Origin of the sequence: Kosakonia oryzendophytica, from assembly GCF_900094925.1 — a bacterium.
Classification (GTDB): Bacteria; Pseudomonadota; Gammaproteobacteria; order Enterobacterales; family Enterobacteriaceae; genus Kosakonia; species Kosakonia oryzendophytica.
This window is the reverse complement of sequence record NZ_FMAY01000008.1, coordinates 144157-162848: the sequence shown is the minus strand read 5'-3', so window position 1 is coordinate 162848 and position 18692 is coordinate 144157. Positions and strand designations below refer to the sequence as shown.

Genomic DNA, 18692 nt, shown 5'->3' with positions numbered 1-18692 from the left:
TACTCCAGTTTTCATTTACAGAGAGATGTTCTGTTCCGTTTTTGCGTCAAAAACATGACACTTATTCATATCAAACTTAAAGTACACCTTCCGGTGAAGACCCTTTTCAATCAGAGGCTTAGCTTCATCGGACGGAATTCGGGCGGTCAGCTCGTAGTCACCGACTTTCAGATAAACAAAGAACTCGTGTCCCATGTTTTCTACGCGCACCAGGTCGCCGGAGCCGTAGTCATCGGCAAAAGGCTGATCGGCGACGGAGACAAACTCCGGACGCACGCCAAAGAACACCTCTTTGCCTTCATAATCGGCGACTTTTTCCTGCTGGCGGGCATTCAGTGCCAGCGTGTCGTGACCAACCGTGATATGTAACTGGTCGTCTTTTCTCACAATTTTTGCCGGTTTGATGTTCATCTCTGGCGCGCCGATAAAGCCCGCCACGAACATGTTTTTCGGGAAGTGATAGAGATTGTCCGGGGTATCCACCTGCATGATGTGACCGAGTTTCATCACGCAGATACGGTCGCCCATGGTCATCGCTTCCGTCTGATCGTGGGTCACGTAGACGGTGGTGGCCGGTTTACCGGATTTTTTGAGCTGCTTGTGCAGGTCGGAAATACGGATACGCATGGAGGCGCGCAGTTTGGCGTCGAGGTTCGACAGCGGTTCGTCAAACAGGAACACGTCCGGTTTTTTCACAATCGCGCGGCCTACCGCCACGCGCTGCGCCTGACCACCAGAAAGCTGGCGCGGCAGCCTGTCCATCAACTCTTCCAGTTCAAGGATTTTTGCCGCTTCATCCACTTGTTTGGTGATTTCGTCTTTCGGCATCTTGCTGAGTTTGAGACCAAACGCGAGGTTTTCGCGCACGGTCATATGCGGATAGAGCGCATAGTTCTGGAACACCATCGCAATACCGCGCGATTTTGGCGCGAGGTTGTTGACGATCTTCTCACCGATGCGCACTTCGCCGCCGCTGATGGTTTCCAGACCGGCGAGCATACGCAAAGTCGTGGACTTGGCGCAGCCGGACGGGCCGACAATCACCATAAATTCACCGTCGGCGATTTTCAGGTCGATACCATGTACCGCTTTGAAGCCGTTGGAGTAAACTTTTTCCAGTTTGTTGAAAATAACTTCAGCCATGATACTTCCCTCTTAACCTTTAATTCCGCTGCTGGTCACGCCCTGTACGAAGTAGCGCTGTGCCAGGAAGAAGACAATGATGGACGGCAGAATGGAGATACTCGCCATTGCCAGAATTTCGTTCCACGGTGCGCCTTCGGTCACGTCAATGGACATTTTCAGCGCCAGTGCGATGGGGTACTTATCCACGCTGTAGACATAAATCAGCGGACCGATAAAGTCGTTCATCGACCACATAAACTGGAACAGCGCTACCGAGATAATCGCCGGTTTCAGGATCGGCACCACCACGTACCACAACACCTGCCAGGAATTACAGCCGTCGATTTGCGCGGCTTCTTCCATGTCGCGCGGCACACCGCGCAGGAACTGAATCAGCATAAAGACGAAGAACCCGTGGGTGGCGAACGCCGTTGGCAGATACAGCGGCATATAGCTGTTGAGCATGCCCATTTCACGGAACATCAGGTACTGCGGGATCAGCAGCACGGTGCTCGGCAGCAGCATGGTGGCGATAAGCGTACCAAACCAGAAGTTCTTCCACGGGATCTCAAAGCGGGCAAAGCCGTAAGCCACAATGGTGGAGGAGATAATGGTCAGGATCACTTTCGGGATCACATACTTAAAGGTATTCAGCATGTAATGACCGAAGGTGTATTCCGTGCCGGTTTTCCAGCCGTTGATGAAGCCATCCCAGGTGGCGTGCTGCGGCCACAAACCCAGCGTGGTGAAGATCTCGTGGTTCGGTTTGAACGACGCTGAAAACATCCACGCCAGCGGGTAGAGCATCAGCAGGCCGACAAACAGCAGGATCACATAGCGGATCCACGCGCTCACTTTCTCGCGGCGCAGGGTACGCGCCACTTCGCGCTCTGCTTCCTGCATGCCCGGCGTGACGTGTTGGATATCAGCCATTTTTGCCTCCCTTATCAGCAGAGTAGAACACCCAGTATTTCGACGATTTAAAGGCGATAGAGGCAAAGACCGCTACCACCAGGAACAGAACCCAGGCCAGCGCCGCGCCGTAACCCATATCGAAATACTTGAAGGCCGTGTCGTAGATATAGAGCGAGAACAGGTAGGTGTAATAGGTCGGGCCGCCGCCTGTGATGACATACGGGCCGGTGAATTCCTGGAACGCCTGGGTGGTTTGCATTATGAAGTTGAAGAAAATAACCGGCGTGATCAGCGGCACGGTGACTTTCATAAACATCTGCCATTTGCTGGCGCCGTCGATCATTGCCGCTTCGTATTGTGACTGCGGCACGTTTTGCAGCGCAGCCAGGAAAATAACCATTGCCGAACCAAACTGCCACACGCGCAGTAATGTCACCGACATCAGCGCCAGCGAGGGTTCGCCCAGCCAGTTAACCGGATCAAGGCCAAATACGCCGATAAAGCTGTTCAGCAGACCATCAATGGCAAACAGCGCGCGCCACAGCACGGCGATAGCCACTGAGCTCCCGAGAATCGAGGGAATATAGTAAGCAGTACGGAAAAAGCCGATACCGCGTAATTTAAAGTTCAGTACAAAGGCAATACCCAGCGCGAAAGCGAGTTTCAGCGGGATGGTTAAAAATACGTACGCGAACGTTACGCCCATTGATTTCCAGAAGAGGGTATCTTCAGTAAACATGTAGCGATAGTTTTCGATGCCGTTAAATACTGGCGGGCTCATCAGGTCATACTCAGTAAAACTGAGAAAGAACGATGAGATAAACGGGAATGCCGTAAAGACGATCAACCCAATAACGTAGGGTGATATCCAGGCCAATCCCAGTAGTCTGTTTTCATTCATACATACCTACCTGGCGAACAATGGTGTAATACGGATTCGGAGATTAACTTCTTTCCCCCGGCGCCTGGGCGTTGGGGGGTAAAAACAGGTTCTGTGCGTGCGCCTGATCACAATATTTAGCGTAATCAATGTGATGTGAGTCTTTAACTTCCCGAAATCATTAGCAATCTTCCGGGTTTTAAAATCCTTTCAACCTGCGTTCTTGATTTGTAAAACATCGTTTTAAAATATTTTATTGCGTTTTGATTTGCCGTCATTCGATTAATTCGTGAAATGTGATCAAAGTCGAAACGATGTTTCAATAAGGTGAGGTGGATGACGTTTTTGCCGAAAAAACACAGGTTTCGCCGGAAATAAAAAGGCTGACGCGATCTGTCAGAACAGCGGAAATATCGCCGAATGAAATCATTCAATATTTAAACGATTACCCGGCGAAGTGTTTTTTAGAGAAAATCATCAAAGAAATAAAATGAAAACGCCCGCAATGAAGAGGGCGTTAACAGGGAGCGTAATAACGTGCTCGGGATCACGCTTTCAAAAAGTCTTCTCGCACCGGCGTGAAGGTGTCTAGCAGCGTACCGGCTTTCAGGCACACGCAGCCGTGCATAATGTGCGGTTGCTTATAAAGAGTATCGCCTGCCGTGACGATATGTTTCTCATCACCGATGGTAAATTCGAATTCACCGGATAAGACATAAGTGAGTTGTTCATGAGGATGGTTATGCATCGGGCCAATGGCGCCTTGTTCAAACATGACCTCGACGGCCATCATTTTGCCGTCATGGGCCAGAATGCGGCGGGTAACACCATTGCCCAGATCGTCAAGCTGAGTGTCTTTATGAAAGATAAACATCTGGCTGTCCTGTGGTTGAGTAATAAGATGAAACGATGTTTCAAAATAATTTATCTCAGCGGCAGGCAAAAATAAATGTGAGGCCAGAGAAGTTGAAAGTCGATCACAACTTTGATTGACTGAGTGCACTAACCCACGGAGACAAACGATGAAAACGATAGGACTGCTGGGCGGAATGAGCTGGGAATCGACCGTTCCCTACTACCGCCTGATTAATGAGGGTGTCAAAGCCCGCCTGGGTGGTTTGCACTCCGCGAGCATACTTCTGCACAGCGTGGATTTTCATGAGATTGAAGCCTGTCAGGCCACGGCGCAATGGCACAAAGCCGGGGAAATTCTTGCCCAGGCGGCGGCTGGGCTGGAGCAGGCGGGCGCACAGGCGATTGTGCTGTGCACCAACACCATGCACAAAGTGGCGGGGCAAATCGAGGAGCGCTGCCATATTCCCTTTCTGCACATTGCCGATGCCACTGGCCGGGCGATTGAAAACGCCGGACTGAGTAACGTCGCGCTGCTCGGTACGCGCTACACCATGGAGCAGGATTTTTATCGCGGGCGTCTGGAAAAACAGTTCGGCATCAAAACCCGCGTACCGGGTCCCGAAGATCGCGTACGCGTCAATGAAATCATCTTCGATCAACTGTGCCTCGGCACCTTCACCGATGAGTCGCGCTACTACTTTTTGAATTTGATCAAACAGTTGGCGGCGGAAGGGGCTGAAGGCGTGATTTTTGGCTGTACCGAAATCGGTCTGCTGCTGCCGGAGACACACTGCCCGATCAGGGTCTTTGACACCGCGGCGCTCCATGCCGCCGACGCCGTGGAGTTTATGCTCTCTTAAACGGTCCCGAGCATCGCCGCCAGCGGTTGGGTTACCTGCGGCATGGCGGCTTGCAAGTGCTGTGTAAAGGCGTTGACCAGCGCGGAAGCGGGGCGGTGCAGAGGGCGGATCAGGCTGACCGTAAAAGGAACATCGATACTGAAGCGACGGACGGCAACGCCGCTGGCGGCGTAATCCAGCGCTGTTAACGGGTTCACGACCGAAATGCCGACCCCGGCGCGCACCATCGCGCAAACCGATGCGGCGCTGTGGGTCTCCAGCACCATGCGGCGCTTCACCTGATGTTCGTTGAACAGCGTATCCAACAGTTGCCGGTAACTGTCGGTGCGCGACAAACTGATGTAGTTCTCGGCATGAAAATCCGCTGGTGTCAGCACGCTTTTACGCGCCAGCGGATGATCCTGCGGCATCACGCATACTTCATTGCAGGTTAGCAGCGGTGTACGTTCCGTACCGGCAGGTGTGGTCAGTGTTTCCGTTAACCCCAGATCGTGGCGTTGTGCCGACAACCACTCTTCCAGCAATGGCGACTCCTGCGGCACGATATTCAGGCTGACGTCCGGATAGCGGGTGAGAAAGGGCTGTAACAGCAGCGGTAAAAAGGATTGTGAGAAGACCGGCAAGCAGGCGACCGACAATTCGCCCTGGCGGAATTCGCGCAGGCTTTCGGCGGCGCTGATGATCCTGTCCAGCCCGTACCAGGAACGCTGTACCTCTTCAAATAGCCGCAGCCCCTGCACTGTGGGATGCAGGCGTCCACGTGTGCGCTCAAACAGCGTTAATCCCAGCACTTTTTCAAACCGCGCCAGCTCCCGGCTTACCGTCGGTTGCGAGGTATGTAGCAGTGCGGCGGCCTCGGTGAGGTTGCCGGTGGTCATCACTGCATGAAAAATTTCGATATGGCGCAGGTTAACAGCGGGCATGGCGGTATCCGGTTGTTAAAGGTGTTCCATATCATTTTTGCATAGACTCGCGATAAAACGATATTTTTTATTCTCTTCACCGTGTGGCGTAATGATGAAAAATATCGACGGAGCCCATCATGCCACGCCCATTACACCAGACTGAGACTGACCTTAACGCTGCCAACCTGCTGAGACTGCCTGCCGAATTTGGTTGCCCGGTATGGGTTTACGACGCACAAATCATCCGCGCGCAAATCGCCAAACTGCGCGACTTCGACGTGGTACGCTTCGCGCAGAAAGCCTGCTCGAACATCCATATTCTGCGGTTAATGCGTGAGCAGGGCGTCAAAGTGGATTCGGTATCGCTGGGCGAAATCGAGCGTGCGCTGGCGGCGGGCTACGATCCTAAAACGCATCCGGATGATATTGTTTTCACCGCTGACGTGATTGATGACGCGACACTGGCGCGTGTCAGTGAGCTGGGTATCGCGGTCAATGCCGGTTCGGTGGATATGCTGGAACAACTGGGGGCGGTATCGCCGGGTCATCGTGTCTGGCTGCGTGTTAACCCGGGGTTTGGTCACGGTCACAGCCAGAAAACCAACACCGGCGGCGAAAACAGTAAACACGGCATCTGGTACAGCGATCTGGGGGCGGCGCTGGCGGTCATGCAGCGTTACCAGTTGCAACTGGCGGGCATTCATATGCACATCGGTTCCGGTGTGGATTATGGTCATCTGGAGCAGGTATGTGGCGCGATGGTGCGCCAGGTGGTGGATTTCGGCCAGGATCTGCCGGCGATTTCCGCAGGGGGAGGCCTCTCAATTCCGTATCATGAAGGGGAAGCGCAGGTTGATACCGCACACTATTTCGGTTTGTGGAATGCCGCGCGTGAGCAGATCGCCCGGCATCTTGGTCATGCCGTGAAACTGGAGATCGAACCGGGGCGTTTCCTGGTGGCGGAGTCCGGTGTGCTGGTTTCACAGGTGCGCAGCGTGAAAAATATGGGCAGCCGCCACTTTGTGCTGATTGATGCCGGTTTTAACGACCTGATGCGCCCGGCGATGTATGGCAGCTATCACCACATTACCGCGCTGGCGGCGGATGGCCGGGATCTGCGAAATGCCGCCCTGATTGACACTGTGGTGGCGGGGCCGTTGTGCGAATCCGGCGATGTCTTTACCCAGCAGGAGGGGGGCAAAGTTGAAACCCGCGCGCTGCCGGAGGTTGCGCCGGGTGATTATCTGGTGTTGCATGATACCGGCGCGTACGGTGCATCAATGTCGTCGAACTACAATAGCCGCCCGTTACTGCCGGAAGTGCTGTTTGATAAGGGTGTGGCGCGGCTGATTCGCCGTCGTCAGACCATTGAAGAACTGCTCGCGCTGGAGCAGTGTTAAACCGCACTATACGGTCCCGCCGCCACTGACTCGCGCAACACCAGCGTGCCGGTAAACGGTGGGATCGCATCGACAGCCGTCTTATTGGCCAACCTGATCGCCTGGTCAATCGCTGTGGTGATCATGGTATCAATAGGCAGATAGACCGTTGACAGGCCCGGCTCCAGCCAGCGTGCGCTGGGGGCGTCATCGAAGCCGAACAGGGAAATATCCTGCGGAATGCGTAAACCCGCCTGCCAGATAGCCTTAGAAGCGCCCAGCGCCATATCGTCATTACAGGCGAACAGGGCGCTGATGCTGGCACCTTCCTGCAACATTTCCCGACACAGTTCATAGCCGCGCGTCATGGTGGAGTCACCGTATTTTACTTTTGCCGGATCCCAGTCGATCCCATGGTGTTCCAGCGCCTTGCGATAGCCCATCAACCGGGCTTTACCGGTGGGTGTATGCATCGGAACGGTAATGCAGGCTATTTCGCGGTGCCCCTGGCGTATCAGGTAATCCACCGCCTGAAAAGCTGCGTCCTGTTGCTCAAAGAACACACATTTATCGTGCGCCTGCACCACCTCGCGGTTAATGACGACAAGCGGCATCGATACGCTGTCGATCAGTTGCAGGATCGCGTTTTCACTCATAAAGCGGGTGTAGAGAATAATGGCGTCGCAGCGACGATCGGCCAGCATCTGCACCGCCAGCTCTTCCCGCTCCGGCGTGTCGTGCCCGTCGGTCACGATCAACTGTTTGCCATGCCGTTCAGCCTGGCGGGAGGCCTGCTGCAACAGTCGGCCAAAATAGAAGCCGTCAAAGCTGGAGACCACCAGACCGATGCTATTGCTGGTGCGGTTCGCCAGCGAGCGGGCAAGGAAATTAGGCCGGTAGCCCAGCTCTTCCATCGCCTTAAAGACCAGGTTGCGGGTGCTTTCTTTCACCTGGCCTGTGTTGTTGAGAACGCGGGACACCGTCGCTTTCGACACACCCGCGCGCAGTGAGACTTCCAGCATTGTGACCATAACGGGCTCTCGTTTCGCGTAATCAAACGCAGTTTACCACACTCACGAAAAAGCCCTGATCAATGCAAGGTGGTATGCCAATGTGGGCTGTCGTTTCGTTTTGGAATACCAGAAGCAGCGTTGCGAGGCGAGTCACAGAACTTTTCTCCATCCATGACTATTTTTGGTATGCCAAATGGGATTGAGCTGTATCCCGGTTTCAATAAAAAAACCCCTTTACTGAGGTGTTAACTCATGGCCCTACAAGACAAACTCATCGATTCTCTGGGTAGTTTTGCCACAAAATTCAACAGCTATCGCTATATTATGGCGATCAAATCTTCGTTTATTACTCTGATGCCGGTGATCATCGTCGGCGCGTTTTCCGTGCTGATCTCCAATATGGTGCTGGATCCGAAAAACGGACTTGCCAGTTTTCAGGCACTGTCATTTCTGGCGGCGCTGAAACCCATAACCAGCGCCATCAACTACGCCACGCTCAACTTCCTCAACATTGGCGCGGTGTTTTTAATCGGTATTGAACTGGGGCGCATAAACGGCATCAAGTCGCTGTTTCCTGGCCTGCTGGCGGTGATCTGCTTTATTTGCGTCACGCCAACCACCGTTGAGATGCTGGTGGACGGGCAGATGCACGTGGTGAAAGATGTGCTGCTGCGTCAGTTCTCCGACACCCGTAGCCTGTTCCTTGGCATGTTTATCGCCATTTTGTCGGTGGAGATCTACTGCTGGCTGGAAAACCGTGAAGGGCTGAAGATCAAAATGCCGGACACGGTACCGCCAAATGTCTCCGCATCGTTCTCGGCACTGATCCCGGCGATTATCACCACCACGGTGATTGCCACTTTCGGTTTTGCCTTTCAGAAAGTGACCGGCATGTATCTGTACGATGCCGTTTACCAGGTAGTGCAACAGCCGCTGGAGCGCGTCGTGCAGAGCCTGCCGGGGATCCTGTTGCTGATGTTTGTCGCACAGTTGTTCTGGGTCATCGGTATCCACGGCAACCAGATGATCAAACCGATTCGCGAGCCGCTGCTGCTGGGGGCGATCACCGTCAATATGAGCGCCTTTGAGCAGGGTAAAGAGGTGCCGAATATCATCACTATGCCATTCTGGGACGTGTATATGAGCATCGGCGGCTCCGGGTTGACCATCGGTCTGCTGATTGCGGTGATGATTGCCACCAAACGCAAAGAGATGAAAGAGATCGCGAAGCTCTCCATCGGGCCGGGGATCTTCAATATTAACGAACCGGTGATATTCGGGATGCCGATCATGCTGAACCCGATCCTTGCCATCCCGTTTATTATCACGCCGCTGGTGACCGGCTCGATTGGCTACTTCGCCACCGTGACGGGGTTTGCCGGAAAAGCCGTGGTGATGGTGCCCTGGACGACACCGCCGCTGATCAATGCCTGGCTCTCTACCGCCGGTTCGATGGGCGCGGTGGTGACGCAACTGATCTGCATTATTACTGCCGTCGTTATCTACCTGCCGTTTGTGAAAATTGCCTCCCGCCGCGCAGAGCAGGCGCAGTTGCAGGCAGAAACGCCGTCTAACGCCTGAGGAAACCATGAGTACGAAAACCATCGCCATACCACCGTCATTTATCCTCGGTGCTGCCGCGTCGGCCTGGCAAACAGAAGGCTGGATTGATAAACGGGAGGGGCAGGATTCCTGGCCCGATCTCTGGTACAAAAACGATCGTCATGTCTGGCATGAGGGGTATGGTCCGGCGGTAGCAACCAACTTTTACCAGCGTTTTCGCGAAGATGTGCAATTGATGAAGCAAGCGGGGTTAACCCACTACCGCACCTCGATCAACTGGGCGCGCTTTCTGATCGATTACGAGCAAGGTGTGGTGGATGAAACCTACGCGGCTTATTACGACGCACTGTTCGATGAGATGCAGCGCAACGGCATTGTGCCGATGATCTGCCTTGAGCATTACGAACTGCCCGGTTATCTGCTGGAAACGTATGGCGGTTGGGCATCGAAAAAGGTCGTGGAGCTGTATCTGCTGTATGCCGAAAAGGTGTTTGAGCGTTTTCATCATAAAGTGACGCGCTGGTTTACCTTTAATGAGCCGATCGTGGTGCAAACCCGCGTTTACCTTGATGCGCTACGCTGGCCTTATGAACAGAACACCGGTACCTGGATGCAGTGGAATCACCACAAAAACCTGGCGACGGCAAAGGTGGTGAAGCTGTTCCGCGAAAAGGGCTACACCGGTACGGTGGGCTGCATTCTCAACCCGGAAGTGACCTATCCGCGCTCCCGTGCGCCGCACGACGTGCTGGCCGCTGAGCGTTACGATCTGTTCTATAACCGCGTCTTCCTCGATCCGATGGTCAAAGGGCACTACCCGCCGGAGCTGTTTGCGCTGCTGGAGAAACACCAGGTTGCCTGGGACTACAGCGAAGATGAGCTGGCGATCATTCGTGATAACACCGTCGATGAGCTGGGGATTAATCTCTACTATCCGCACCGGGTCAAAGCCCCATCCCGTGCCTGGCACCCGGACACCCCTTTCCACCCGGCATATTATTATGAGCCGTTTGAATTGCCGGGGCGGCGAATGAACACATCCCGTGGCTGGGAGATCCTGCCTTCCATTATTTACGACATGGCGATGCGCATTAAAAACGCGTACGGCAATATTCCGTGGTTTGTTGCCGAAAGCGGTATGGGCGTGGAGAACGAAGGGCGGTTTCGCAATGCGCAAGGGATGATCGAGGATGATTACCGTATTGCGTTTATCAGCGAGCATCTGTGGCAAACCCTGCGCGCACGGGAAGCGGGCGCAAACTGCCAGGGCTACATGCTGTGGGCATTCACCGATAATGTCTCGCCAATGAACGCTTTCAAGAACCGTTACGGGTTGGTGGAGATTGATCTGCAAAACAACCGCGATCGCCGGGCGAAGAAGTCCTTGTCATGGTATCGCCAGCTAAGCGATGAGCGTCAGTTGACCCTCACCCTCGATGATGACGTAAAATAGAACGCAATGACTGAAAAGCGCAGGTGATATTGTGGAGAAGGCCGTCGTCCCGCCGGAAAAAAAACAGTACCAGGAGATTGGCGAAGATTTACGTGAGCAAATCATCAACGGGCATTACCCCGTTGGCTCGCGTTTGCCGCCGGAGCGCAATATCGCCGAAAAGTATGGCGTCAGCCGCACGATAGTTCGCGAAGCTTTGCTGATGCTGGAACTGCAAGGCACGGTGGATATTCGCCAGGGGTCGGGCGTGTATGTGATGCGCATTCCGCAGGAGCATGAAAATGAGGAAGAGCGCTTTTTAAGTAGCGATGTTGGCCCGTTTGAGATTTTGCAGGCGCGCCAGCTGTTGGAAAGTAATATCGCCGCTTTTGCCGCGAAAATGGCCACCCGGGCGGATATCGATAATCTGCGGCGCATTCTCGAGCAAGAGCAGCGCGCCATCGCTATGAATGACACCTCGCAGGATAACAGCAAAATGTTCCATCTGGTGCTGGCGGGTGCATCGCAAAACCAGATGCTGCTGGCGACGGTGGAAAGCATCTGGCACCACATGGACAGTAGTCCGCTGTGGCAGCAATTTAATGTGCATATTGCCAGTCGCCCGTATCGCCTGAAATGGCTTGGCGATCGCCAGACGCTGCTGGCGGCGCTGCGCCGCCGCGATGTGATGGGGGCGTGGCAGGCAATGTGGCAACATCTGGAAAACGTAAAAAAGAGTCTGCTGGAGCTGTCCGACGAGGATGCGCCGGATTTTGACGGCTATCTTTTTGAATCCGTGCCGATTTTTCAGGGAAAATTAATGTGACGATCGTTCCATTGTACGACGCCCCGCACCATGCGGAGCAGGTCACCGAATGGCTGTGGCGTGAGTTTGGTGATTCGCTGCCGCGTGATTTTTTCGCCAGTATTATCCAGCACAGCCAGACGCCGGGGCAGTTACCGTTGACCTTTGTGTTGCTCGACGGGGATGCGTTGCTGGCTACGGTGGGATTGTGGCGCTGCGATCTGATTAGCCGACAGGATCTGTACCCGTGGCTGGCGGCGCTGTACGTAAAAGAGAGCGCGCGCGGGCAGGGGCTGGCGGGGCAGCTACAGCGACATGTCATGCAACAGGCCAGAGCCATGGGCTTCAGCCAGTTGCATCTTTACTCCGCCTGCCGCGATTTTTACGAGCGTTACGGCTGGCACTACATTGGTGATGCGCTCGACTACCCCAACACCACCGTTCATCTTTACCGCATTGCGTTGTGCTGTTTGCCGGATTTGCAGGCTGGGTAGCACACCATTAACACCAGAGTTAGCTTTCCTGCGGCGTCATCACCGAGTGGCGACGCACCAGCGTCGGGTTAAACAGATGGGTGACATCGGGTAATGGCTGACTGGACGCCAGCGCCAGCGCTAATTCAGCGGCCTGCGTCGCCATTGTGATAATCGGGTAGCGCACGGTCGTCAGGCGCGGGCGCACATAGCGCGACACCAGCACGTCATCAAATCCAATCAGGGAAATTTCGCGCGGCACGTCAATGCCGTTATCGTTCAGTACCCCCATCGCCCCTGCTGCCATCGAATCGTTATAACAGGCGACAGCGGTAAAGTTTCTGCCGCGCCCCAACAGTTCGGTCATCGCCTGTTCACCACCACTCTCATCGGGTTCAGCAAAGGTCACCAGTCTGTCGTTGCAGGGCAGCCCGTGCTCCTTCAGTGCGTCGTAGTAACCTTGCAACCGATCCTCCGCATCTGAAATGGCGTGGTTCGAACAGATGTAGCCAATGCGCGTATGACCCTGTTGGATCAGATGGCGGGTTGCCAGCCAGGCGCCGTAGCGATCATCCAGCGCGACACAACGCTGCTCAAAACCCGGCAGGATACGGTTAATTAACACCATACCAGGCATCTGCTTCATCAACGACGCCAGTTCGTCATCAGGAATCATCTTGGCGTGTACCACCAGCGCGGCGCAGCGATGACGGATCAACTGTTCAATCGCTTTACGCTCTTTCTCTTCGTTATGGTAGCCGTTGCCAATCAGCAGAAAATTGCCGGTGGCGGAGGCCACCTGTTCGACTGCTTTCACCATAGCGCCAAAAAAGGGATCGGACACATCGCCCACAACCAGACCGACGGTTTCTGTCGACTGTTGCGCCAGCGCACGGGCATTCGCGTTGGGATGGTAATTGAGGGTATCCATTGCATTTTGCACCGCCAAACGCGAGGCTTCGCTCGCTTTTGGCGAGTCGTTAATGACGCGGGAAACCGTTGCTACGGAGACGCCCGCCAGCCGTGCGACATCTTTGATGGTCGCCATGATGCACCGTCCTTAGAGGTAAGCGTTTACACACCAGCTAGTGTTACGGAAAAGGGAGGGCTAATCAAGGAGGTTGCCGGACGGGAACGTGCAAACGTGAAGTGACGCGTGGCAAGCAGGTGAAAACGTTACACATAAAAGTTTTACCGATTAATACAGCGAAAACCTTTAGTTACACTTTGCGAAAGGCTGTTTCGATTGTCCGCTGGTGGCGCTATACCCCGCGTGACAAAGTAGGGATCCCAGAGGTATTGATAGGTGAAGGCAACCCTCGGGGTTGCACACTCGAATTACACCAACCTGCGCAGATGCGCAGGTTTTTTTTTGCGGTTTTCCGGGGTGTAACAGGAATCAATGATAGACATACCTGGTTTCACTTCGGCTCATTCTCTTGCTTATTCCCGCTGGTAACGCGCGATACCCCACGCCACAATCAAGTTCCCAGAGGTATTGATTGGTGAAGTATTCGGTACACTCTTCGTACTTATTTATTGCACCAACCTGCGCGGACGCGCAGGTTTTTTTTTGCCCGCGTTTTCCCTCCTGCGCTTCTCGTGTAATCTGCCACAATTTGAAGACATTGTGCTTAATTGACTGGCAAAAGGAGTTGAAATGCTACTGGGCTTTTTCCGCAGCCTGTTTCAGGTGTTGTTCCGGGTGCAACTGACCGGAAAAACAGAGGCGCTGCATGGCGAGCGTGTATTAATCACCCCTAACCACGTCTCTTTTATTGATGGCATTCTGCTGGCGTTGTTCCTGCCTGTGCGCCCGGTTTTCGCTGTTTACACCTCAATCAGTACCCAGTGGTATATGCGCTGGATAAGCTCAATCATTGATTTTGTGCCGCTCGACCCCACCAAACCGATGTCCATTAAGCATCTGGTGCGACTGGTAGAGCAGGGACGGCCGGTGGTGATATTTCCGGAAGGGCGTATTTCCGTTTCTGGTTCGCTAATGAAAATTTACGATGGCGCTGGGTTTGTGGCGGCAAAGTCCGGCGCGACAGTGGTTCCACTGCGCATTGATGGCGCGGAGCTTACGTATTTCAGCCGCCTGAAAGGGCTGGTTAAACAGCGCCTGTTCCCGCGCATTACGCTGCATATTCTGCCGCCAACGCAATTACCGATGCCGGATGCCCCACGTGCGCGCGATCGCCGTAAACTGGCGGGCGAGATGTTGCATCAAATCATGATGGAAGCCCGCATGGCGGTGCGCCCGCGTGAAACGCTGTTCGAAGCGTTGCTCTCGGCGCAGTACCGCTATGGTGAAAAGAAGCCCTGCGTAGAAGATATCAACTTCACCCCCGACAGTTACCGTAAGTTGTTGACCAAAACGTTGTTTGTGGCGCGTATTCTGGATAAATACACGGCGCAGGGAGAGAAAATCGGCCTGATGTTACCGAATGCTGGGATCAGCGCGGCGGTCATTTTCGGCGCTATCGCCCGTGGGCGAATTCCGGCGATGATGAACTACACCGCCGGGGGGAAAGGGCTGAGCAGCGCCATTACCGCAGCGCAAATCAAGACCATTTTTACCTCGCGCACCTTTATGGAGAAAGGCAAGCTGTGGCATCTGCCGGAGCAACTGACCCAGGTGCGCTGGGTTTACCTCGAAGATTTGAAAAGCGACGTCAAACTGGAAGATAAGCTGTGGATCTTCCGCCATTTGCTGACACCATTAAAAGCGCAGGTTGCGCAAAAGCCGGAAGATCCGGCGCTGATCCTCTTTACCTCCGGTTCTGAAGGCCATCCTAAAGGCGTGGTGCATAGCCACAAGAGTCTTCTGGCGAATGTCGAGCAGATTAAGACCATCGCCGACTTTACCGCCAATGACCGTTTTATGTCGGCGCTGCCGTTGTTCCACTCCTTTGGCCTGACGGTTGGGTTGTTGACCCCATTGCTGACTGGCGCCCAGGTGTTTCTCTACCCCAGCCCGCTGCACTATCGCATTGTGCCGGAGTTGGTGTACGACCGGAACTGTACGGTGCTGTTCGGCACATCGACGTTCCTTGGGAATTACGCCCGTTTTGCCAATCCCTATGATTTTTACCGTCTGCGCTATGTGGTGGCAGGCGCAGAGAAATTGCAGGAGAGCACCCGCCAGCTCTGGCAGGACAAGTTCGGTTTGCGCATTCTCGAAGGGTATGGCGTAACGGAGTGCGCGCCGGTGGTATCGATCAATGTGCCGATGGCCGCCAAACCGGGTACCGTCGGGCGGATCCTGCCGGGGATGGATGCCCGCTTGCTGGCGGTGCCGGGCATTGAAGAGGGCGGTCGGCTGCAACTTAAAGGGCCTAATGTGATGACCGGCTACCTGCGGGTGGAAAACCCTGGCGTGCTGGAAACGCCCGCCGCAGAGAATGTTCACGGTGAGCTGGAGCCTGGCTGGTATGACACGGGCGATATCGTGCGTTTTGATGAGCAAGGCTTTGTTCAGATTCAGGGGCGCGCGAAACGCTTTGCCAAAATCGCGGGTGAGATGGTATCGCTGGAGACGGTGGAACAGCTGGCGTTGATGACCTCGCCTGACAAACTGCATGCTACGGTCATCAAAAGCGATGCCAGTAAAGGCGAGGCGCTGGTGATGTTTACCACCGATGATGCGCTGACGCGCGACAAACTGCTACAGCAGGCGCGTGCGCATGGCATCCCGGAACTCTCGGTGCCGCGCGATATTCGTTTCCTGAAGCAACTTCCGCTACTTGGTAGCGGCAAACCCGATTTCGTTACACTGAAAGGTATGGTTGAAGAGGATGAATCCACGCATGCGTGAGTCAGTAAGCACTAACACTTCGCTGTGGTCGCGGGGGATGATGGCGGTGATTGCCGCTCAGTTTCTCTCGGCGTTTGGCGATAACGCGCTGCTGTTTGCCACCCTGGCGCTGCTGAAAGCGGAGTTTTACCCTGACTGGAGCCAGCCGGTATTGCAGATGGTGTTTGTGGGCGCTTACATTCTTTTCGCTCCTTTTGTCGGTCAGGTCGCCGACAGCTATGCCAAAGGGCGAGTAATGATGGTGGCCAACGGGTTAAAACTGTTGGGCGCGGTGAGTATCTGTATCGGCGTGAACCCGTTTGTGGGATATCTGCTGGTGGGGATTGGCGCAGCGGCCTACTCCCCGGCGAAATACGGCATTCTGGGTGAAATTACCACTGGTGATAAGCTGGTGAAAGCCAATGGCCTGATGGAGTCTTCCACCATTGCGGCGATCCTGCTGGGTTCGGTGGCTGGTGGCGTGCTGGCCGACTGGCATGTGCTGGCGGCGCTGGGCGTGTGTGCGGTGGTATATGGCGCTGCTGTGGTCGCCAACCTGATGATCCCTAAACTGCCTGCTGCGCGGCCGGGGCAATCCTGGCACTTTACGCCGATGACCCACAGCTTTTTCAGCGCTTGCAAAAACCTGTGGCGCAACGGTGAGACGCGCTTTTCACTGGTGGGTACCAGTCTGTTTTGGGGGGCGGGCGTGACGCTGCGTTTTTTACTGGTGCTGTGGGTGCCGGTGGCGCTGGGCATTACCGATAACGCCACGCCAACCTATCTGAATGCAATGGTGGCCGTGGGTATTGTGGCGGGAGCGGGCCTGGCGGCAAAACTGGTGACGCTGGATACCGTTGCCCGCTGTATGCCTGCCGGGATCCTGATCGGTGTGGCGGTGACGCTGTTTTCGTTACAACATGCATTACTGCCTGCGTATGGCGTTTTGCTGCTGATTGGTGCGCTGGGCGGCTTCTTCGTCGTGCCTTTAAATGCGCTATTGCAGGCAATCGGTAAAGCATCTGTGGGCGCGGGCAACGCCATCGCGGTGCAAAACCTCGGCGAAAATATGGCGATGTTGCTGATGCTGGGGCTCTATTCGCTGGCGGTAAAAGCGGGGGCGCCGGTGGTTGGCGTGGGCGTTGGCTTCGGGACGCTGTTTGCGTTGGCGATTGCGGCGCTGTGGATCTGGCAGCGCCGCCGTTAGCAGGTTACGGAGCGGGGTAGGTATACACCTGGTGCACCGCTTCAATTTCCGCCAGCACCGCTTCGCTGAGCTCCAGGTGCAGGCTCTCCACATTGGTCTTCAGTTGTTCCATCGTCGTTGCGCCCAGCAGGGTGCTGGCGACGAAGGGCTGACGGCGCACGAAAGCCAGCGCCATTTGCGCCGGATCGAGGTTGTGCCGTTTAGCAATATCCACATAGGCCGCCACGGCTTTTTGCGCCTGCTCCCCACTGTAACGCGTGAAGCGGCTGAACAAGGTATTTCGCGCGCCTGCGGGTTTCGCGCCGTTGAGGTATTTGCCGGTCAGCGTGCCAAACGCCAGGCAGGAGTAGGCCAGCAGCTCAACGCCTTCATACTGGCTCACTTCCGCCAGGCCCACTTCATAGCTGCGGTTTAGCAGGCTATACGGGTTTTGAATGGTCACAATGCGCGGCAGTTCATGTTTTTCTGCCAGGTGAAGATAACGCATCACGCCAAAGGCGGTCTCGTTTGAGACGCCGATATAACGGATTTTCCCGGCGCGTTGAAATTCGGTCAGCGCTTCCAACGTTTCCAACAGCGTGATGACCGGTGCACTCTCTACCCAGCTATAACCCAGTTTGCCGAAGCAGTTGGTGGCGCGCTGCGGCCAGTGCACCTGGTACAGGTCGAGATAATCGGTTTGCAGACGCTTTAAACTCGCATCCAGCGCGCTGCGGATGTTTTTGCGATCCAGCGCCTGATTGGGGCGGATGCCGCTGTCATTGTTGCGGCTCGGGCCGCTGACTTTAGAGGCGATCACCAGTTTTTCGCGGTTGCCGCGTTTCGCCAGCCAGTTGCCGACGTAGGTTTCAGTCAGCCCTTGTGTTTCCGGGCGTGGCGGGACAGGGTACATCTCTGCAACATCAATCAGGTTTATGCCCTGGCTGACGGCATAGTCGAGCTGTGCGTGGGCGTCGGCTTCGCTGTTTTGTTCACCAAACGTCATTGTGCCCAGCCCCAGGGTGCTGATTTCAAGCGAACTGTGGGGGATACGGTGATAGTGCATAGCCGGCTTCCTCAATCAAACAACGTCAGAGCTCCTGACAAAGGAATATAACCATGGCAGAGGGGAAGAGAAAGGGAAAGCGGAAATTCAAAAAAAGGCCAGCAGGTTACTGACCTTTATAGGGATTTCTTAGCGCTCAATAATCTGGGATATGTCATCACGGTTAATCTGCATTTTATTGCCTTGCTGATCGTGGTAGCTGACCAGCCCGGTCTCATCATCAATTTCTGGTTTACCTTGCGTCAGGATCATCCTGCCATCTTTTGTCGCCATAACATAATCGCTGCTGCATCCGGAAACAGCAAAAACCAGTCCCACTGCGGAAATCAGCACTGCCCATTTTTTCATCATCCTGCCCCTCTCACGGCCTGTCATACACAAGTCTAGTAATAACGTGCGATCGGGTGATGAAAAAGCGGGATTATCTGAAAAGATC

Annotated in this window: 17 protein-coding genes; 8 read left to right on the top strand and 9 right to left on the bottom strand. The window is 54.7% G+C overall.

The features are described from left to right. Positions 1-15 precede the first annotated feature (15 nt). The 4 genes from GA0061071_RS15030 to GA0061071_RS15015 form a co-directional block, all read right to left on the bottom strand. Complete coding sequence (locus tag GA0061071_RS15030; RefSeq protein ID WP_088237779.1) at positions 16-1143, bottom strand: ABC transporter ATP-binding protein; 1128 nt, start codon at positions 1141-1143, stop codon at positions 16-18. A gap of 12 nt (positions 1144-1155) precedes the next feature. Further along, the gene (locus GA0061071_RS15025; RefSeq protein ID WP_061493305.1) at positions 1156-2058 is read right to left on the bottom strand and encodes a carbohydrate ABC transporter permease; all 903 of its coding nucleotides are present in this window, start codon (positions 2056-2058) and stop codon (positions 1156-1158) included. After that, positions 2051-2941: a carbohydrate ABC transporter permease gene (locus tag GA0061071_RS15020; protein WP_061493306.1), complete on the bottom strand. Its 891-nt coding sequence runs from the start codon at positions 2939-2941 to the stop codon at positions 2051-2053. Before GA0061071_RS15020 ends, GA0061071_RS15025 begins: the two co-directional genes overlap by 8 nt. 526 nt (positions 2942-3467) lie before the next feature. After that, a complete protein-coding gene (locus GA0061071_RS15015; RefSeq protein ID WP_061493307.1) occupies positions 3468-3794 on the bottom strand; it encodes a cupin domain-containing protein in 327 nt (108 codons plus the stop codon). Positions 3795-3942: 148 nt separating this feature from the next. Here GA0061071_RS15015 and GA0061071_RS15010 point away from each other — a divergent pair, with 148 nt between their 5' ends. Next, positions 3943-4635, top strand: a complete 693-nt coding sequence (locus GA0061071_RS15010; protein ID WP_061493308.1) for an aspartate/glutamate racemase — start codon at positions 3943-3945, stop codon at positions 4633-4635. Here the strand turns inward: GA0061071_RS15010 and GA0061071_RS15005 are convergent. Further along, entirely contained in the window at positions 4632-5558 is a 927-nt protein-coding gene (locus GA0061071_RS15005) for a LysR family transcriptional regulator (RefSeq protein ID WP_088237780.1), read from the bottom strand. The genes GA0061071_RS15010 and GA0061071_RS15005 overlap by 4 nt on opposite strands. Before the next feature lie 119 nt (positions 5559-5677). Between GA0061071_RS15005 and lysA the strand changes: the two genes are divergently transcribed. After that, complete coding sequence (gene lysA, locus GA0061071_RS15000) at positions 5678-6940, top strand: diaminopimelate decarboxylase (protein ID WP_061493310.1); 1263 nt, start codon at positions 5678-5680, stop codon at positions 6938-6940. Here lysA and GA0061071_RS14995 read toward each other — a convergent pair. Then, positions 6937-7941: a LacI family DNA-binding transcriptional regulator gene (locus GA0061071_RS14995; RefSeq protein ID WP_167352657.1), complete on the bottom strand. Its 1005-nt coding sequence runs from the start codon at positions 7939-7941 to the stop codon at positions 6937-6939. The genes lysA and GA0061071_RS14995 overlap by 4 nt on opposite strands. A gap of 243 nt (positions 7942-8184) precedes the next feature. Here GA0061071_RS14995 and GA0061071_RS14990 point away from each other — a divergent pair, with 243 nt between their 5' ends. Genes GA0061071_RS14990 through GA0061071_RS14975 form a run of 4 tightly spaced genes read left to right on the top strand, consistent with a single transcriptional unit; the run spans position 8185 to position 12226 of the window. After that, positions 8185-9513, top strand: coding sequence for a PTS sugar transporter subunit IIC (locus GA0061071_RS14990; protein ID WP_061493312.1), 1329 nt, complete (start codon positions 8185-8187; stop codon positions 9511-9513). A gap of 7 nt (positions 9514-9520) precedes the next feature. Beyond that, complete coding sequence (locus GA0061071_RS14985; RefSeq protein ID WP_061493313.1) at positions 9521-10948, top strand: glycoside hydrolase family 1 protein; 1428 nt, start codon at positions 9521-9523, stop codon at positions 10946-10948. A gap of 31 nt (positions 10949-10979) precedes the next feature. Further along, the gene (locus tag GA0061071_RS14980; RefSeq protein ID WP_088237782.1) at positions 10980-11753 is read left to right on the top strand and encodes a GntR family transcriptional regulator; all 774 of its coding nucleotides are present in this window, start codon (positions 10980-10982) and stop codon (positions 11751-11753) included. Next, complete coding sequence (locus tag GA0061071_RS14975) at positions 11750-12226, top strand: GNAT family N-acetyltransferase (RefSeq protein WP_088237783.1); 477 nt, start codon at positions 11750-11752, stop codon at positions 12224-12226. The genes GA0061071_RS14980 and GA0061071_RS14975 overlap by 4 nt, the downstream gene beginning before the upstream one ends. A gap of 19 nt (positions 12227-12245) precedes the next feature. Here the strand turns inward: GA0061071_RS14975 and galR are convergent, their stop codons facing one another. Beyond that, positions 12246-13253 (bottom strand): HTH-type transcriptional regulator GalR, encoded by a 1008-nt coding sequence (gene galR, locus GA0061071_RS14970; protein ID WP_061493316.1) that lies wholly within the window; start codon positions 13251-13253, stop codon positions 12246-12248. Between the two features lie 612 nt (positions 13254-13865). Between galR and aas the strand changes: the two genes are divergently transcribed. Together aas and lplT are read left to right on the top strand one after the other, a co-directional pair. Continuing rightward, entirely contained in the window at positions 13866-16025 is a 2160-nt protein-coding gene (gene aas / locus GA0061071_RS14960; RefSeq protein ID WP_088237785.1) for a bifunctional acyl-ACP--phospholipid O-acyltransferase/long-chain-fatty-acid--ACP ligase, read from the top strand. Beyond that, a complete protein-coding gene (lplT, locus tag GA0061071_RS14955; RefSeq protein ID WP_061493318.1) occupies positions 16018-17211 on the top strand; it encodes a lysophospholipid transporter LplT in 1194 nt (397 codons plus the stop codon). Before aas ends, lplT begins: the two co-directional genes overlap by 8 nt. A gap of 4 nt (positions 17212-17215) precedes the next feature. Here the strand turns inward: lplT and GA0061071_RS14950 are convergent, their stop codons facing one another. Together GA0061071_RS14950 and GA0061071_RS14945 are read right to left on the bottom strand one after the other, a co-directional pair. After that, positions 17216-18256 carry an NADP(H)-dependent aldo-keto reductase gene (locus GA0061071_RS14950; protein WP_061493319.1) on the bottom strand — a complete coding sequence of 347 codons (1041 nt, stop codon included), beginning with the start codon at positions 18254-18256 and terminating at the stop codon, positions 17216-17218. Positions 18257-18385: 129 nt separating this feature from the next. Next, positions 18386-18604 (bottom strand): YgdI/YgdR family lipoprotein, encoded by a 219-nt coding sequence (locus tag GA0061071_RS14945; protein ID WP_061493320.1) that lies wholly within the window; start codon positions 18602-18604, stop codon positions 18386-18388. Between the last annotated feature and the right edge of the window lie 88 nt (positions 18605-18692).

What these genes read in the sequence shown, in the direction of transcription:
- GA0061071_RS15030 (WP_088237779.1), bottom strand. Translation starts at nt 1,143, where the DNA reads ATGGCTGAAGTTATTTTCAACAAACTGGAAAAAGTTTACTCCAACGGC.
- GA0061071_RS15025 (WP_061493305.1), bottom strand. Translation starts at nt 2,058, where the DNA reads ATGGCTGATATCCAACACGTCACGCCGGGCATGCAGGAAGCAGAGCGC.
- GA0061071_RS15020 (WP_061493306.1), bottom strand. Translation starts at nt 2,941, where the DNA reads ATGAATGAAAACAGACTACTGGGATTGGCCTGGATATCACCCTACGTT.
- GA0061071_RS15015 (WP_061493307.1), bottom strand. Translation starts at nt 3,794, where the DNA reads ATGTTTATCTTTCATAAAGACACTCAGCTTGACGATCTGGGCAATGGT.
- GA0061071_RS15010 (WP_061493308.1), top strand. Translation starts at nt 3,943, where the DNA reads ATGAAAACGATAGGACTGCTGGGCGGAATGAGCTGGGAATCGACCGTT.
- GA0061071_RS15005 (WP_088237780.1), bottom strand. Translation starts at nt 5,558, where the DNA reads ATGCCCGCTGTTAACCTGCGCCATATCGAAATTTTTCATGCAGTGATG.
- lysA (WP_061493310.1), top strand. Translation starts at nt 5,678, where the DNA reads ATGCCACGCCCATTACACCAGACTGAGACTGACCTTAACGCTGCCAAC.
- GA0061071_RS14995 (WP_167352657.1), bottom strand. Translation starts at nt 7,941, where the DNA reads ATGCTGGAAGTCTCACTGCGCGCGGGTGTGTCGAAAGCGACGGTGTCC.
- GA0061071_RS14990 (WP_061493312.1), top strand. Translation starts at nt 8,185, where the DNA reads ATGGCCCTACAAGACAAACTCATCGATTCTCTGGGTAGTTTTGCCACA.
- GA0061071_RS14985 (WP_061493313.1), top strand. Translation starts at nt 9,521, where the DNA reads ATGAGTACGAAAACCATCGCCATACCACCGTCATTTATCCTCGGTGCT.
- galR (WP_061493316.1), bottom strand. Translation starts at nt 13,253, where the DNA reads ATGGCGACCATCAAAGATGTCGCACGGCTGGCGGGCGTCTCCGTAGCA.
- aas (WP_088237785.1), top strand. Translation starts at nt 13,866, where the DNA reads ATGCTACTGGGCTTTTTCCGCAGCCTGTTTCAGGTGTTGTTCCGGGTG.
- lplT (WP_061493318.1), top strand. Translation starts at nt 16,018, where the DNA reads ATGCGTGAGTCAGTAAGCACTAACACTTCGCTGTGGTCGCGGGGGATG.
- GA0061071_RS14950 (WP_061493319.1), bottom strand. Translation starts at nt 18,256, where the DNA reads ATGCACTATCACCGTATCCCCCACAGTTCGCTTGAAATCAGCACCCTG.
- GA0061071_RS14945 (WP_061493320.1), bottom strand. Translation starts at nt 18,604, where the DNA reads ATGAAAAAATGGGCAGTGCTGATTTCCGCAGTGGGACTGGTTTTTGCT.